At 44.6% G+C, this 17,131-nt stretch carries 13 protein-coding genes and 2 pseudogenes; 14 read left to right on the top strand and 1 reads right to left on the bottom strand.

Features of this window, described 5'->3' with window-relative positions; all coding sequences use genetic code 11:
* Nucleotide 1: 1 nt before the first annotated feature.
* The 6 genes and pseudogenes from AC0L6V_RS07555 to AC0L6V_RS07530 all read left to right on the top strand — a co-directional run bounded on the left by AC0L6V_RS07555 (nt 2) and on the right by AC0L6V_RS07530 (nt 6,172).
* Entirely contained in the window at nt 2-523 is a 522-nt protein-coding gene (locus AC0L6V_RS07555; protein WP_265220795.1) for a TRAP transporter small permease, read from the top strand.
* Nucleotides 520-1,847: pseudogene (locus tag AC0L6V_RS07550) on the top strand (TRAP transporter large permease). The gene AC0L6V_RS07555 and the pseudogene AC0L6V_RS07550 overlap by 4 nt, the downstream one beginning before the upstream one ends.
* Nucleotides 1,848-1,867: 20 nt before the next feature.
* Nucleotides 1,868-2,797: a 3,4-dihydroxyphenylacetate 2,3-dioxygenase gene (gene hpaD / locus AC0L6V_RS07545; RefSeq protein WP_265220796.1), complete on the top strand. Its 930-nt coding sequence runs from the start codon at nt 1,868-1,870 to the stop codon at nt 2,795-2,797.
* Nucleotides 2,798-3,161: 364 nt separating this feature from the next.
* Nucleotides 3,162-4,301, top strand: coding sequence for a tyramine oxidase subunit B (locus AC0L6V_RS07540; protein ID WP_409419619.1), 1,140 nt, complete (start codon nt 3,162-3,164; stop codon nt 4,299-4,301).
* 97 nt (nt 4,302-4,398) lie between these two features.
* Nucleotides 4,399-4,821 carry a RidA family protein gene (locus AC0L6V_RS07535; protein WP_265220798.1) on the top strand — a complete coding sequence of 141 codons (423 nt, stop codon included), beginning with the start codon at nt 4,399-4,401 and terminating at the stop codon, nt 4,819-4,821.
* Between the two features lie 59 nt (nt 4,822-4,880).
* A pseudogene (locus AC0L6V_RS07530) lies at nt 4,881-6,172 on the top strand (NAD(P)/FAD-dependent oxidoreductase).
* 68 nt (nt 6,173-6,240) lie between these two features.
* Here AC0L6V_RS07530 and AC0L6V_RS07525 read toward each other — a convergent pair.
* On the bottom strand, nt 6,241-7,503 hold the full coding sequence (locus AC0L6V_RS07525; RefSeq protein ID WP_409419617.1) for a hypothetical protein: 1,263 nt from the start codon (nt 7,501-7,503) through the stop codon (nt 6,241-6,243).
* Nucleotides 7,504-7,767: 264 nt separating this feature from the next.
* Here AC0L6V_RS07525 and xylF point away from each other — a divergent pair, with 264 nt between their 5' ends.
* The 8 genes from xylF (at nt 7,768) to AC0L6V_RS07485 (ending at nt 17,129) form a co-directional block, all read left to right on the top strand.
* Entirely contained in the window at nt 7,768-8,769 is a 1,002-nt protein-coding gene (gene xylF, locus AC0L6V_RS07520; RefSeq protein WP_265220802.1) for a D-xylose ABC transporter substrate-binding protein, read from the top strand.
* Between the two features lie 81 nt (nt 8,770-8,850).
* On the top strand, nt 8,851-9,681 hold the full coding sequence (locus AC0L6V_RS07515; protein ID WP_418138889.1) for an ATP-binding cassette domain-containing protein: 831 nt from the start codon (nt 8,851-8,853) through the stop codon (nt 9,679-9,681).
* A gap of 17 nt (nt 9,682-9,698) precedes the next feature.
* Complete coding sequence (locus AC0L6V_RS07510) at nt 9,699-10,379, top strand: ATP-binding cassette domain-containing protein (protein ID WP_418138888.1); 681 nt, start codon at nt 9,699-9,701, stop codon at nt 10,377-10,379.
* Nucleotides 10,372-11,502 (top strand): sugar ABC transporter permease, encoded by a 1,131-nt coding sequence (locus tag AC0L6V_RS07505; RefSeq protein WP_265220804.1) that lies wholly within the window; start codon nt 10,372-10,374, stop codon nt 11,500-11,502. The genes AC0L6V_RS07510 and AC0L6V_RS07505 overlap by 8 nt, the downstream gene beginning before the upstream one ends.
* A 343-nt stretch (nt 11,503-11,845) precedes the next feature.
* On the top strand, nt 11,846-13,201 hold the full coding sequence (gene xylB / locus AC0L6V_RS07500; RefSeq protein ID WP_346433254.1) for a xylulokinase: 1,356 nt from the start codon (nt 11,846-11,848) through the stop codon (nt 13,199-13,201).
* Between the two features lie 252 nt (nt 13,202-13,453).
* Nucleotides 13,454-14,641 (top strand): XylR family transcriptional regulator, encoded by a 1,188-nt coding sequence (locus AC0L6V_RS07495; RefSeq protein WP_409419614.1) that lies wholly within the window; start codon nt 13,454-13,456, stop codon nt 14,639-14,641.
* A gap of 193 nt (nt 14,642-14,834) precedes the next feature.
* Entirely contained in the window at nt 14,835-15,848 is a 1,014-nt protein-coding gene (locus tag AC0L6V_RS07490) for a substrate-binding domain-containing protein (RefSeq protein WP_418138887.1), read from the top strand.
* A gap of 339 nt (nt 15,849-16,187) precedes the next feature.
* Nucleotides 16,188-17,129, top strand: a complete 942-nt coding sequence (locus tag AC0L6V_RS07485; RefSeq protein ID WP_111606098.1) for a D-ribose ABC transporter substrate-binding protein — start codon at nt 16,188-16,190, stop codon at nt 17,127-17,129.
* Nucleotides 17,130-17,131: the final 2 nt, after the last annotated feature.

Here is a 17,131-nt window from a genome sequence, read left to right as displayed (position 1 = left end):
GATGTGGTTATCTGCGATGGTTAATAAACACCATGGAGAATTTGGGCTGGCTAAGTGGCTAGCCTTCATTCTTGAATTGGTATCGTCAATTGTGCTGCTCGCCTTGATGTTATTGACTTGTTTTGACGTGATTGGGCGATATGTTTTCAACAATTCTATCAATGGTACAACTGAGCTGACGGAGTTGGCTCTTTGTATTATCGTCTTTTGTCAGCTGCCTATCGTAACCCTTACTAGTGCGCACGTGGTAGTGGATATTCTTGATCGCATATTGCCTGTGATTTTTATGAGAATAAGCAGTTTAGCTATTAACCTGACAATTGCAGCTGGTTTTTTCTTTTTATCCGAAAGAGTTTGGTTCCAAGCGGCTAGGTCCTTGCGTCGTGGGGTCATGACAGAGTTTTTGCATATTCCTGTGGCGTATTTCATTCAGTTTATTGCCATCATGATGTTTGTGACAGCTGTTATTCTTGTGCTTAAGGCTTTTTATACGGCTTTTTCAAAAGCGGAGATATCTAAATGATTGTTTCAGCTTTTGGTTTTGCCACTCTTCTTGTGCTTATTTTAGTTTTTAGAATGCCGATTGCTTTTGCTATGGGGGCCGTTGGTATTGTTGGATTTGGTTATTTGCAAGGTCTGAGTCTTGATAACCTGTTTGATTTTCGTTGGACAGGGCCTTTATCACTGGCTGCCAATCGCATTATCGATACATCACAAGAGTATGGTTTATCTGTTATACCTCTGTTTATCTTGATGGGGAACTTTGTTACCAAAGCAAATTTGTCTGGTGAGTTATACAAAGCCTCCAATGCTTTTCTGGGGCATCGAAAAGGTGGTTTGGCGATGGCAACCATTGTGGCTTGTGGTGGGTTTTCGGCGATATGTGGCTCGAGTCTAGCGACATCAGCAACCATGGCAAAAGTCGCTATGCCGCCGATGAAAAAGTATGGTTACAGTGATGGCCTTGCCAGTGCATCTATTGCCGCAGGTTCTACACTCGGTATTTTGATCCCTCCTAGTGTTATTTTGCTGATGTATGGTTTGTTAACGGAGACCAGTATACGCGAATTGTTTGCTGCAGGTTTTTTGCCTGGCTTACTGGGGATTTTACTGTATCTATTGGCGGTGAAATTTGTGGTTTGGCGGCATCCAGAAAAAGGCCCAAGTGCGGAGCGCGCAGGGGGGCTGAGCGTATACAAGCGCTGAAAAATGTTTGGGGTGTTTTGCTCTTATTTTTGGTGGTAATGGGAGGGATTTACCTTGGCGTTTTTACACCGTCTGAAGCGGCAGGTGTTGGTGCTGGTGGGGCTTTCTTAATTGCTCTAGTGCGAAAATCTCTAACCTTAGAGGCGGTTTTCCATGCCCTGATTGATACAGGTAGAACAACGGCTATGTTGTTTACCGTATTAATTGGCGCGTTAATCTTTTCTGATTTTATTACCATTGCTGGTTTGCCCGCTGAATTATTGGCTTTTGTACAAAGTTTCAACCTGTCTGCATTTGGTGTCATTTTAATTATTATTGCAATTTATTTGGTCTTAGGAATGGTTTTCGAAAGTTTATCTATGATTCTTTTAACGGTTCCTATCTTTTATCCTTTGGTACAAAGTCTAGGTTTTGATTTGGTCTGGTTTGGCATTGTGGTGGTTGTGGTGACTGAAATCAGTCTTATTACCCCGCCAGTAGGGATGAATGTTTTTGTGTTGAGCGCTGTTTTGAAAGATGTCAAAGCGGGAACGATTTTTAAAGGGATTACACCATTTTGGTGTGCCGATATGGTCAGGCTTGGCTTAATTGTGTTTTTTTCATCGGTCGCTCTTTTCTTGCCAGAACTGTTATATAGATAAACACTATTTGGAGATTTACTATGGGTAAGTTAGCTCTTGCTGCAAAAATAACACACGTACCATCTATGTATCTTTCGGAGCTTGATGGCCCTCAAAAAGGCTTTCGTCAAGCAGCCATTGACGGCCACTATGAGATCTCTAGGCGCTGCCGTGAGTTGGGAGTAGATACCATTGTTGTGTTTGATACACACTGGTTGGTTAATGCGAATTATCACATCAATTGTGCACCACACTGGGAAGGGGTTTATACCAGTAATGAGTTGCCACACTTTATTAATAATATGGCGTACAGTCTTGATGGCAACCCAGAGTTGGGACGTATTATTGCTAAGGTTTGTAACGAACACGGCGTTGAAACCATGGCTCATGATGCGACAACACTAGCACCAGAGTATGGGGCGTTGGTACCAATGCGTTATATGAACTCAGACCAACATTTTAAGTGTATTTCAGTATCAGCCCTATTAACAGTGCATTACTTGAATGACTCGGCGCGTTTGGGCTGGGCAATTCGTGAGGCGATTGAAAAATACTACGACGGTACAGTGGCTATTTTGGCGAGCGGCTCATTATCCCATCGTTTTGCTCAAAATGGACAAGCGCCTAATTTTTCAACGAAAGTCTGGAGTCCATTTCTAGAGACTTTAGACCACCGTGTCGTTGAAATGTGGGAAAATGCGGAGTGGAAAACATTTTGTGAAATGTTACCTGAATATGCGGCAAAAGGTCATGGTGAAGGCTTTATGCACGATACAGCGATGTTGCTTGGAGCGCTAGGCTGGTCTGACTATGATCAAAAAGTAGAAGTTATCACTCCGTATTTTGGTAGTTCTGGAACAGGGCAAATTAATGCTATCTTCCCTGTCTCTCCACAAACAGGTGACGCCGTACCTGCTCCTCAGGCCTCTACGGAAAATGGTACTTTTATTTATGGTGCTAGTCGTTTGTAAAGCATTCCATTTGTACAGAACATAAAATAATGGCTGAATGTAAGTATAGTTCAGCCATTATTTTGCAAATAATTCTGCCTTTCATTCCCCACCTTTCAGTTGCTTTAGTCTTTGACAATCCTAAGTATGCTATTAGCACCACTAAATGTCCCTAAAGGGATATTTTAATGGGAATTTTTTATATATAGGATGAAGAATCTTTGATTTAAATTTCTCTTTTTAAGGTCGTTAAAAAATAAATATTTTTATGAGTAATACATAAGAATGCGAAAATTAATATTGATTTTTTTAACCTTATTTTATCTTTAAGAGAAGTGTTAATTACTAATATAAAAATATAAACCAAATGTTAATAGGTATGGCTATGAGCGAGAATACGAAAATCGATTTTATTTACCTTTCTGAGTCAGACATGATCAAAGCTGGTGTGACTGATATGCCCAGCTGTGTCGATACGATGGAAGAAATGTTTGGACTTTTGTATAAGGGCGATTATCGCATGGCTGGCCCTAATAATGATTCTCATGGTGCCATGATTACCTTTCCTGCTGAATCTCCATTCCCTACGATGCCAAAGCCCACTGCAGATCGTCGATTGATGGCGATGCCTGCTTATCTTGGTGGGAATTTCCAAACATGTGGCGTGAAATGGTATGGCTCAAATATCGCTAACCGAGAAAAAGGCTTACCTCGCTCTATCTTGATGATGATTTTGAATGATATCGATACTGGAGCGCCTTTGGCTTATATGTCAGCAAATTTGCTGTCCGCTTATCGGACGGGGGCTATTCCTGGTGTAGGGGCACGTCATTTGGCTCGTAAAGACTCGAAAATTATTGGCCTTTTAGGTCCTGGGGTAATGGGGAAGACGACCGTAGCGGCTTTTATTGCGGCCTGTCCTGAAGTCGACACGATTAAAGTGAAAGGTCGTGGTCAAAAAAGCTTAGACAGTTTTGTTGCTTGGGTAAAAGAAACCTTTCCTCAGGTTACTCGTGTTGAGGTTGTTGATAGTGTTGAAGCCGTTGTTCGTGATTCGGATCTGGTTTCTTACTGTAACTCTGGAGAAGTTGGTGATCCAACGACTTACCCAATTGTTAAGCGTGAGTGGGTTAAACCCGGAGCGTTTTTAGCGATGCCTGCTAGCTGTCGTTTAGATGATGGCATGGAGCAAAAAGATGTTCGTAAAGTCCTTGATAACACAGGTTTGTATGAGGCTTGGTACGAGGAGGTGCCTAAGCCTGCTCATTGCGTGATTCCGCTTGTGGGTGTTCGTTGCATGGACATGATTGCAGAAGGCAAGTTAACCCATGACGATATCGAAGACCTTGGCAAAATTGTTTCTGGTGATTCGCCTGCTCGTCGAAATGAAGACGAGATCATCATTCTTTCTGTGGGCGGTATGCCAGTAGAGGACGTGGCATGGGCAACGGTTGTCTATCGTAATGCTGTTGAAAAAGGCATTGGGGTGAAGCTGAACTTATGGGATGTCCCTGCATTGCGTTAAGCCGCTTTATGTTTTTTTGAAGGCTTTTTCTGTGAATAAGCAGAACCACCTTATTTTTCCAAATCATATTATTTAGATTGAATATTAGGCAAAGCATATGACTAAAATTGTAAAAGCTAAAACTGGCTCAAAATTCGAAGAAAGTGCGAGCTATTCACGATTGGTTGCCGTAGATAATTGGATTTTTGTTTCCAATACCGCTGGCCGTAACCCTGACACACAAGAAATTCCGGAGGATGTAATTGAACAAGCCGAGCAGGTGTTTAAAAACATCGAACGTGCCTTGGCCTCAGTTGGTGCAACCTTAGCGGATGTGGTTATGTCTCGTGTATTTATTCAGGACCCAGCACATATTCACGATGTTATGAACTTTATTGGTACAAAGTTCAAAGGAATTAACCCAGCATCGACAGCAACTTGTCCACCATTGGGTTCAACGGTTTACAAAGTTGAGATTGAAGTGACTGCATTTCGGGGAGCATCTACCGCAAATGTTGAAGAAATCTCCATAGGCAAATAACCGTTTACTTTCAGTGGTTAGAATAAGATTTAACTTCTCTATGCTTTCAGGAAAAAGTTATGACCAAAACACTTGAAAAGGTTGAGACCCAAGATCAACTTCCTGATTCAACCCGTGTGGTTATCATTGGGGGCGGCATTGTTGGTGTGACGGCCGCTCTTGCTTTAGCAGAGCGAAATATACCTGTTGTTCTTTTGGAAAAAGGTCATATTGCCGGCGAACAATCTTCTCGAAATTTAGGTTGGATTCGTAAAACTAACCGACATTTAGATGATGTTCCCTTGGCGCAAGCTGCGGATAAACTTTGGGCAGAGATGCCTGATCGAGTTGGCCGTGATGTGGGCTATAAACAAGCCGGTATTATGTTTTTAGCGAGAACGCCAGCGCAACTGGCAATGCACAAAAGCTGGTTAAAGTCTGTGGAGTCTCTTTCATTGGACTCTAGAATGGTTAGTCCTCAGGAAATTGATGAATTAGTACCGGGTGGCAAAGGTAGCTGGCTTGGTGGTGTTTATACTCCTTCAGATGGTAACGCAGAACCGTCTATTGCTGCCCCTGCCATTGCGAATGCAGCCATTAAAAAAGGCGCTGTTATTGTTCAGCAATGTGCGGTGCGTAGCTTGTCTACCGAAGGGGGGAAATTCGTGGCGTTGTTACAGAAAAAGGGGACATTCGCTGCGAACAAGTTTTGCTAGCGGGTGGTGCGTGGTCAAGACGCTTCTTGGGCAACTTGGGGATTTCATTCCCAACACTTCCGTTAATCTGTTCGGTATTGCGTACTAAACCCATGGAAGGACCAACCAGTATAGCGGTTGGAGGACCTGATTTTTCTTTCCGTAAACATCAAGATGGTGGTTATATCATTACGCAGCGAGGCAAATTAGATGCTCCGATTACTCTGGATCACCTGTTAATTGGTCATAAATATCTTGACCAGCTTCGTACTCAGCGTAGTTTTCTGAATGTCTCAATGGGAAGCTATTTCTTTAAAGATTTAGTGCTTCCTCGTCGCTGGGGGGCAAACAGCCGTTCTCCTTTTGAAAAGGTCAGAACCAATGATCCAGATTTTAACGCTGACTTAAATCAGCAGGCGCTTAATAATCTCCGTCAAGCATGGCCAATTTTTGAAAAAGCAGAAATTGCTGAAGCATGGGCTGGCATTATTGATGTGACACCTGATTCAAATCCGATAATTGATCATATTAAATCCATTCCAGGCTTAACCGTGGCGACGGGGTTTTCAGGACATGGCTTTGGCACGGGACCTGCCGCTGGGCAATTAGCGGCAGATCTAATCTCAGGTGTTACACCTATTATTGACCCAAGTCCTTATCGGTTTGAACGGCTATAGTGCCATGAATGCAGTGTTGGAAAGCGTTACTAAGTAGCGAAAAGCAGACAAAATTGTCTGCTTTTTTATTACAGAAAAAAACAGTTTATTAAGCTACAAAGCAGCCACATCAAAACGGCGTAGTGGCGGCTGTTGTTAATAATGGTTCGAGTCGGTATTTGGTAACGGCTGGTCATCAATAATCCGAGTCCTGTTAACCCACTGCTACCGGCTGCGATGGCCCAAGCACTTAAAAACAAAAAGCCCAGCTGGGTTGGGTCTGGATTTAATGGTAATAACATAGGGCTGGCAATGGCGACACTTACGACCGGGTGTATGCCAATGACGCCGGCGATGATCATGGCCGCCAAGGTAAGAGAAAATAACAGAGGGCTAAAGGTAAAGGTATCAAGATTAAAAAACTGCGGATAACTGAGGATAATGGCGCTGATACCACTGGAAAAAACACCGGCACCAAGGAAAAGAGCAAACTGACTGCCTATCTGTGGCAGTTTATGGTTTACAAAGTGAGACAGGCTCTTTTGTCTTGATTGAGTGCGCATTAAAAGAATGGCAGCAATGGGTGCCAAAATGCAAATAAGCACGAGTATGCTGATATCAGGCCAAATAAAATGAAAAAAAATCACACAGGAAGCCAAAAATATGGGAATAAACAGGCTTTCTAAGCGAATGGGGTAGCCGTGAAAGTCGCCTTTGGTGCGTCGGTAAGCTTCAAGGCTTGAAAAAATAATCGAGATAGTCGCCATTAAAAGACCTGGTAGCAGAGTCTTTTGCCATTGCATGCCGGGTGCATACGTAATGGCCACCCCAGTGGCGACAAAAAAAGGTGACCACCATGCAGCGGCAGAAAAACTACGCGTAAGAACAAATTGCTGTACGGGCGTTAGTCTGATTGCTCCCTTCATACGATCCGCAAACACCATGATCACCGATAGATTAATTACAGCACCTAAAACTTGCACGCCAATAGCGGTGTTAAAAATAGCGCTTAAACCTTTTGGCAAAGGGCGGCTTTCATCTTTGGAGCCAGTAAGATCTAAAAAAGACACCGCAACAAACATCGCCAACATGGGTAAGTTGACCGCAAAAACTTGTTGCCAAGTCATCCATGTACCTTTTGAGGCGGCAAACAATAGCGCCGCTATTCCTATTGCCATTAACCAAGAGACTTGGCGTTTTGCACTTGGCGCTAAAGTATGCCACATGGCGAAATTAGCGGACCAAGCCAGTATGGTTGGAAGCAATACAGAAATGAATGGCGGAACAGTTAATAGATAAAAAAGCAAAGTGCCCAGTACCAGCCAACCGGTGTGTTTTTTTAGAAATGTCATTATGTGACAGATGTTCCTTGTGTCATGAAGGCATATTTTCTTACATACCTAGCCTTACACCAAATACTGATACATATAAAAACAATGGGCAATAAAATATTGTGATTATGCTGTGTGATTTTTAATCCTTATTAAATGAGCCGTTTATAAAAAACGCCACACACAAACAAAAAAAGATAATACCGCTTGGTAAACCATCGATTTACATTCCTCTTACTCCATCCGGAGATCGTTCACTTTATAAAAATAACAAGGAATGAAAAGATGAAAAAAATCGTTTCTATGAGTCTGCTGGCGACTCTTTGTGCTGCGACATCACTTCCTGCATTGGCTGCAGGTGAAAAAATCGGTTTATTAATGTCTGACTTACGCTTAGAGCGTTGGCAGAAAGACCGTGATTTGTTTACTCAAGCGGCGGAATCTATGGGCGCAGAGGTCTATACTCAGTCTGCCAACGGCGATGTAACGACTCAGATTTCTCAGATCGAAAACATGATTTCTCGTGGTGTTGATGTGTTGGTTATCGTGCCGGAAAACGGTGAGGTACTTGGTAATGTTTTGGCCGAAGCCAAGGCCGAAGGCATTAAAGTGCTAGCGTATGATCGCTTGATTAAGTTTGCCGACATCGACTTGTATGTGTCTTTTGACAACATTCGAGTGGGAGAAATGCAGGCTGAAGCCTTGCTGGGGTTAAAACCTACGGGCAATTATTTTTTGATGGGCGGCTCACCAACGGATAACAACGCAAAGATGTTCCGTCAAGGTCAGATGAATGTGTTGCAGCCGGCTATCGATGCGAAAAAAATTAACGTAGTGGGTGACCAATGGGCAATGGGTTGGTCGGCAGAAGCGGCCTTGAACATTATGGAGAATGGGCTGACGGCCAATGCCAATAAAATTGACGCGGTGGTTGCGTCTAACGATTCAACCGCAGGTGGCGCGATTCAAGCACTTGCCGCACAAGGTTTGAGTGGCAAGGTGGTCATTTCTGGCCAAGATGCAGACTTAGCCGCGGTGCGTCGTATTGTTGCGGGCACACAAACTATGACCGTGTACAAGCCGATTTCCAATCTTGCCAAAACCAGTGCAGAGATGGCGGTGAAGCTGGCACGAGGTGAAAATATTCAATCCAATGGATCGGTGAATAATGGCACAAAAGAGGTTAATGCCGTATTACTTGCGCCTATTTCTGTTACCAAAGCTAACCTAGATGCCACCGTGATAGCCGATGGCTTCCACTCTCGTAATGATGTTTACAACCCTTAACTTTTTATTGTATGGCGCTCCATTGAGCGCCATTTGCTGTTTTTTTTGTATGCAAAAAAGCTGTAGGAAAGAGGTGTAAACATGACGCAACCATTATTGGACATGCGCGGTATTGTAAAAAGCTTTTCGGGTGTTCGTGCGTTGAATGGCGTCAGCATTCAGCTTGCTCGCGGTGAGGCCTTGTCTATCTGCGGGGAAAATGGTTCTGGTAAATCGACTCTGATGAAGGTGCTCAGTGGTGTGTGGCCTCATGGTTCCTATGAGGGTGAGATTTTTTTCGAAGGTAATCTGGTGAAAGCCGCGACCATCCGCGATACCGAAGCGCTTGGTATTGTCATTATTCATCAGGAGCTAGCGCTGGTGAAAGAATTATCGGTATTGGAGAATATTTTTCTCGGTAACGAACTGGGTTCTTTTGCACGACTCAATGACGAGGAAATGTATCGTCGCACGTCAGAATTGTTGGCTCGGGTGAAGCTTAATGTGTTGCCCGATACGCCAATACGAGATCTTGGCGTCGGCCAGCAGCAGTTGGTCGAGATCGCCAAAGCGTTGAATAAAAACGTGAAATTGTTAATTTTGGATGAGCCAACCTCGTCTTTGACGACGACAGAAATTGACATTTTGTTGAACATTGTGGGTGAGCTAAAACAACAAGGTATCGCCTGTATTTATATTTCTCATAAATTGGATGAGGTGTTGGCTTTATCCGATTGGGTTACTGTGATTCGAGATGGTGACCACATTGATACCAAGTCCGCGGCTGATCTGACGCAAAATGACATCATTAGTATGATGGTTGGTCGCGAATTGGATGAGTTATTTCCGCGTGAAGAACACGACATCGGTGATGTGGTTTTGCGCGTTAAACACGCTACCGCCAAACAAGCAGGCGCGCCCGGAACCAGGTAGACGACGTTAGCTTTGAATTGCGTCAAGGGGAAATTCTTGGTATCGCTGGTTTGATCGGTTCTGGCCGTACTGAGCTGATGCAATGTCTGTATGGTTCTTACGATGGTGAGTATCAGGCAGAGATCGAGTTAGAAGGCCAAACGGTCAACATTCGTTCTCAACGTGTGGCGCTAGAGGCTGGTATTGCCATGGTGCCAGAAGATAGAAAGCGTCATGGTATCGTGCCTATTATGAGTGTTGGTCGCAATATTACGCTATCCGTATTAGGTCAATACTCTTCTTGGTTTGGCGCCGTCAATGAAGACAAAGAAAGTCATGATATCAACAACTACATCGCACAACTAAAAGTCAAAACGGCCTCCGCAGATTTATCGATTAAAAACCTCAGTGGCGGCAATCAACAAAAAGCCATCATCGCCAAATGTTTGTTAACCCATCCGAAAATTCTGATTCTCGATGAACCAACTCGCGGCATCGATGTAGGCGCTAAATATGAGATCTACAAGTTGATGTTTGCTCTAGTGAAACAAGGCATGTCCATCATCATGGTGTCGTCTGAATTATCCGAAGTAATAGGGATCAGTGACCGAGTATTGGTGATGCACGAAGGGCGTTTAAAAGGGCAATTTGACCATCAAGGTTTGACCCAAGAAATGATTATGAATTGTGCGATCAAAGAAGGTGTAGCGAATGTTTAAAACAATAAAAACCAGTCAATTACAACTGTTTGCGATGTTGGCAGCGATGCTGCTGATTGTCGTCTTTTTTTCCATTGCCACCGATGGGGCGTTTATCTCGCCACGGAATATTTCGAACTTGATTCGCCAAACGGCGATTGTGGGCGTGCTCGCGATAGGGATGGTGTTCGTCATAATTAGTGCGGAAATTGATTTGTCGGTTGGCTCTATGATGGGCTTATTGGGTGGTATTGCGGCGATTTTGGATGTTTGGTTTAACTTTCCGATTTTATTGACTGTGTTGGTGACGGTGGTCGCGGGTTTGGCTCTTGGTTTGTTTAATGGTTGGTGGGTGGCCTATCAAAGGGTGCCATCGTTCATCGTTACCTTGGCGGGCATGTTGGCGTTTCGCGGTATTTTGGTGGGTTTGACCGATGGTGCCACCGTTGCACCAACGTCGAGTTCACTGGCCGTTATTGGTCAAAGTTATGTTCCTTCTGGTTGGGGCATCAGTGTGGTGGGCTTATTGTGTTTAGGTCTAATCGCAAAAGTCTATGCTCGACGCAAGGCAAGAAAGCAACATGGCGTTGAAAACAAGGCGGCGAAGTTTGAATACGCAAAAGCCTTAGTTGCTGTGGTGGTGTTGTTGGTCTTGTTGTATGCCTTGGAAAGTTATCGAGGTATTCCAACGCCGATTTTGATCATGGGCGGATTGATCCTTATTGCCACTTATGTTGCCAAACGCACTGCCTTTGGTCGTCGAGTCTATGCTATTGGTGGCAACATTGAAGCCACTCGTATGTCTGGGGTGAACGTTGAGCGCACCAAAATGCTGGTGTTTGGCTTTAACGGCATGATGGTGGCAGTGGCCGCTTTGATTCTGACTTCTCGGCTTGGTGCGGGTTCTCCAGCGGCCGGAAACATGGCGGAACTGGATGCCATTGCGGCCTGTGTGATTGGCGGAACCAGTTTGGCTGGCGGTGTTGGTGCGGTATTTGGTGCCATCATGGGGGCGTTGATTATGGCAAGTTTAGACAACGGCATGAGCATGCTGGATGTACCAACTTTTTGGCAATTAATCGTCAAAGGCATGATTTTATTGCTGGCTGTCTGGCTGGATGTGAAAACCAAAAAAGCACAGTAAAGGTTAGCGCGCGAAGGTTGGATAGGTTTTGTAGGTCGTGGCTTTAGCCCGACGAGACGTGATTTGTTGCGGTCATGTTTTTTGTCGGCATATTTTCTAAAGGGTAAATCACGACCTACCAGATCGGCGTAAACCAAAAAAAGCGCAGTAAAACTTCGTGCGCGAAGGTTGGATAGGTTTTGTAGGCCTGATGAGGGAGGTACGACCGTGATCAGGCGTGAGACGTTACGTATACCGTTAACCGTCAGATCACGCCTTCGTTCCTCGGCTCATCTGACCTACAAGATCCACAGAAGTCGTTTAGCAATAATCATGACGATTAACAAAATGAAGGATATGTTTTATGTATATCGGAATTGATCTCGGCACTTCTGGTGTCAAAGTAATTTTAATGGCAGAAGACGGTAATGTCGTGGCAAGCTGCTCTTCGCCTTTGTCAGTGTCTCGGCCGTTTGATCTTTGGTCCGAGCAGAACCCAGAAGACTGGTGGCAAGCGACGGATTTGGCCATGTTACAGTTGGCTGCAGAGAATGATTTGCAGGGTGTTAACGCCATTGGTTTATCGGGTCAGATGCATGGCGCAACCTTATTGAATAAAAAGGGTGACGTACTACGGCCTGCAATCTTATGGAATGACGGCCGTTCCCACGAAGAATGTTTGCTATTGCAAAGGCGCTGCCCAGAAGTGCAAGCAATTACGGGTAATTTGGTGATGCCCGGTTTTACCGCGCCTAAGTTGCTGTGGGTAAAACAGCATGAACCAGAAATTTTTGGGCAAATTGCGAAAGTGTTGTTACCAAAAGATTACCTACGTTTTCGGATGACGGGCGAGTTTGCTACTGACGTTTCTGATGCGTCTGGCACACTGTGGTTAAACATGGAACAACGCGTTTGGAGTGACACCATGTTGAGCGCCACAGGATTGACGGCTGAGCAAATGCCTTGTGTGTTCGAAGGAACCCAAATCACTGGTGTGATTTATGACGATTTAGCAAAACGCTGGTCTATGCCCATTGTGCCTGTCGTAGCGGGGGGTGATAATGCCGCTGGTGCCGTGGGAATGGGCATTATTTCACCTCAGCAAAGCATGTTGTCATTGGGTACATCTGGGGTGATTTTTGCAGTAAGTGATGGCTTTACCGCCAATCCTGCGGCGGCTTTGCACAGCTTTGGTCATGCTATTCCAAACACTTGGCACACCATGTCAGTGATGTTGAGCGCGGCAAGTTGTCTTCATTGGGTGACGAAATTAGCTCAGTTTAGCAGCGTGGAAGCAGCGCTTTTAGCCGCGGAAAATCGCATAGATCACGATACTAACCTCACCTTTTTGCCGTATTTAAGTGGCGAAAGAACGCCGCATAATGATCCTAATGCAAAAGGTGTTTTTTGGGGAATGACCCATGAAACCACCGCAGCGGATCTTGTTCAGGCGGTGCTTGAGGGCGTGACCTTCGCTTTGTTGGATGGGTTAGATGCTGTACGTTCTGCGCAAACCATCAACGACAGTATTGATGTGATTGGCGGCGGCGCTAAAAGCGCGTATTGGCTACAAATGTTAGCCGATGTCTTTAATGTGCCAATGGATTCCCGAGAAGGTGGTGAGGTTGGTCCCGCTTTGGGAGCCGCACGATTGGCGGCAATAGGTTATCAAGGCCAAGAAGCGTTAAAGACCATTTGTACCAAACCCGAGCCTCATTAAACAGTATTTGCCTAATCAAGCAAACGCCACTCGATATACTGAAAAGCGCGAGCGCTTTCAGGCGTTATATCAAAGAGTAAAAGGATTTTGATGCGCGAGAGCGGTGCCTTATGACACCGCTCTTTTTATGACAAACTTTCTCTCATTACGATTTCTGTTATTCCCTTTCTGATTTTTATCATTCTCTAGAACTAATGGACTCTCAGAGAGTATTATCGAGCCAGCTAGAATAAAAATTAGAGACGCTTTTGTATGTTTGAAAAACGCTACCGACTCAATCTCGTGTTCAATGCCAACAAGGTCTACGATCGACAAGTGATCGAAGGAATTGGTGAATATTTGCAAGCCGCGCAATGTGACTGGGACGTTTACTTTGAAGATGATTTTCGCTCTCGCCTTGATGCGCTAAAGCATTGGAAAGGGGACGGCATTATTGCCGACTTTGATAACCCAGAAGTGGAAGAGATTCTTAAAAACACAGATATTCCCACCGTGGCAGTGGGAGGGTCTTATCACCATAAAAAAGACTACCCTAGATTGCCTTATGTGGCGACGGACAATGCGGCCTTAGTGCGCTGTGCGTACCAGCATTTAAAGCGTAAAGGCTTGCCGCAGTTTGCTTTTTACGGTGTCCCCAGTACAGATTACAGTCGTTGGGCCAGTGAGCGGGAGCATGCGTTTGTTGAGCAAGTCCGTTCTGACGGCTTTGAACCCCATGTGCATCAAGGTTTTTGTACGTCGGCGGAAATTTGGGAAACGGCACAGCATGCGCTTGAAGCTTGGCTGAATAATCTGCCTAACCCCATTGGCATTATTGCCGTTACCGATTCCCGCGCGCGCCATTTGTTGCAGGTCTGTGATCATTTGAATATCTTGGTGCCGGAGCAAGTTGCCATTGTTGGGATTGATAATGAGAGCATGGCAAGGTATTTAAATCGCACCGCCTTGTCTTCCGTTGAACAGGGTAGTAAGCAAATGGGCTATGAAGCGGCAAAAATGCTGCATAGAATGTTGTTAGGTTATCCTGTTGAAAATTCGTTGGTGGTGGTCGATCCCATCGGTATTGCGGAAAGACAGTCATCGGATTATCGCGCGTTGCACGACCCATATGTCATCCAAGCCATGCACTTTATTCGTCATAATGCTTGTCGCGGGGTAAAAGTCGCACAAGTTGTGGACTACATTGGTATATCAAGAACTAATCTAGAAACCCGCTTTATCGACGAAATTGGCTGCTCAATGCACGAACAACTTCACATGACCAAGTTTTATCGCGCTTGTGAATTGATCACCTCAACTGATTTACCGTTTGATGAAATTGCCCGAACTTGTGGCTATCCTTCCGTGCAATACATGTACACGGTATCACGTAAAAACCTAGGCATGACGCCAGGGGAATATCGCGTGTCGTCGCGGCTTGGTAAAGACAATAAGCTGTGATTTGAATATTTAAAAAAACTCTTGCTGCATTTTGGCAGTGCCGTTAAGTATACTTCCCTAAAAGCTATTGGGTTCTGGATGATTGTTTGACGAATAAAATGGGCTGGTAAGCGCTTGATCTATTTGTCTTTATTTGGAAAACTTGGCGAGCTTTACATCTAATTAAGATCGTTCATGAAAGGGGAGTATAAGTTTGTCTGCGACCATCAAAGACGTTGCGTTACGGGCTGGTGTATCGACCACGACAGTCTCTCATGTTTTGAATAAAACGCGCTTTGTGGCGAAAGCGACACAAGAACGGGTTCTCCAAGCCGCTGAAGAACTCAACTATGCGCCCAGTGCCGTGGCACGCAGCTTAAAGGTAAAAAATACCAAAAGCCTTGGCATGTTAGTCACCACCACCTTGAATCCCTTTTTCGCCGAATTGGTCAACGAAGTAGAGAAGTGTTGTTACCGAGAAGGTTACAACCTTGTGCTTTGTAATACCGATGGCGAGCTAGAAAAAACCAATTCTTATCTACGCATGCTAACGCAAAAACGTGTTGATGGTATTTTGGTCATGTGTTCCGCCTATGACGATTCGCTGTTTAGCTCTTTGATTGGCCAGCGTAATTTGCCTATGGTGGTAATGGATTGGGGCCCCTCTGATGACTATGTTGATCGCATTCAAGACAACTCAGTAAAAGGCGCGCATTTGGCTATTCAGCACCTTATTGAGCAAGGTCATAAACGCATTGCCTACATTGGTGGCCCGTTAGAAAAGTTGCCCGCGAAGCAGCGTTTAGACGGTTTCATTGAAGCCATGGAGCAAGCAAATCTGGTCGTTCAAGACGACTGGGTGATTGAATCTGACTTCGAATTTGAAGGCGGTAAATTAGGGATGCGCCAATTGTTATCTTGTGCGAGTTTGCCAAGTGCGGTGTTTATCGGTAACGATGCCATGGCAATGGGGGCCATGAGCGAAGCGCAATTGTCTGGTATTAAGATCCCGCAGCAATTGTCTGTCATTGGTTATGATAACTGCCTGTATTCTGCCTATTTTAGCCCGCCGTTAACCACCATTAATCAACCTAAAGAGCGATTAGCCGAGTTGGCAATCAGTACCATGATTGAGCGGATTGAGAATCCGCGCCAAGAAGGCAAGATGATCATGTTGGTGCTCAACCTAGTGGTTCGTTCGTCGGTCGCTGCTGTATCGACAATATAGCGCCAATGTCTTGTTATTTTCTGTGTATTTTCCTTTCAGATTGTTGGGCTCTCTGCTCGATTCTAGATGAAAAACGCGTTTTAAGATTGAGAATAGGGCTTGTTGGAAGTCTTTTTATAGAGAAAAGTCCTTATAATTCAGTCGCTTGATTGTTTGTCGTTAAATTACACCAGATATTCATGTTTTAGTGTCTTAACTGTTTGATAAATAGGGTTTTTTTCTTATCGGTCAAGAATTCATTGACAAGCTCCATATGCTTAAGATAAAAATAGCAAACGATTACGCAATCGTTTGCTATTCGATATATTTTAATAAAAATAAGCATACCGGAGACATACAATGAAAAAGAAAACCTTCTTGAAATCTTGCCTTGCTGCGACATTACTGACCTTGGCTAGCACCAGCGTTTTAGCTAGCAATGGTTTGATCGCCATTATTACCCCATCCCACGACAATCCATTTTTTAAAGCCGGTGCCGAAGGCGCTGATGCGAAAGCCAAAGAATTGGGTTATGACACCTTGGTGGCGTCTCATGACGGTGATGTAAACAAACAAAACCAATTGATTGAAACAGCCATTGCTCGTCAAGCCAAAGCGGTGATTTTGGATAATGCGGACGCAGACGCCAGTATTGGATCGCTAGAGCGTTTGAAAAAAGCCGGCATTCCAGCTTTCCTATACGACCGTGAAATCAATAAAACCGGTATCGCTGTCACGCAAATCGTATCGAATAACTTCCAAGGCGCTCAGCTTGCTGGTGAGAAGTTTGTCGAATTAATGGGCGAAGGCGGTGAATACGTTGAGCTAGTAGGGCCAGAGTCCGATACTAACGCGCAAGTACGTAGTGAAGGTTTCCACGATATCGTTGATAACTTCCCTGAGTTCAAAATGGCGGCTCGTCAGTCTGCCAACTGGAGCCAAACTGAAGCGTTTAGTCGTATGGAATCGATTTTACAAGCGAACCCAAACATTAAAGGTGTGTTCACTGGGAATGATTCTATGGCCTTGGGTGCCGAAGCAGCACTTCAAGCTGCGGGCCGTAAGGATGTTTTCATCGTGGGTTTTGATGGTCTAGATTACGCACGTGATTCGATTCTAAAAGGCTCCAACATCAAAGCAACCGTTATGCAACCAGCCTACGCTCAAGCACAGCGCGTTGCGGAACAAGCCGATCTTTACATTCGTACAGGCTCAACAGGATTGCCAGAAAAACAACTCATGGATTGTGTATTGATTGATGGTTCTAATGCGAAAAACCTAAGTAACTTCGCGCTCAAATAATA

This window comes from Marinomonas sp. G8-14 (assembly GCF_055808935.1).
Note: the sequence above shows the minus strand (reverse complement) of the source record. Positions and strands in the feature narration are given on the sequence as shown.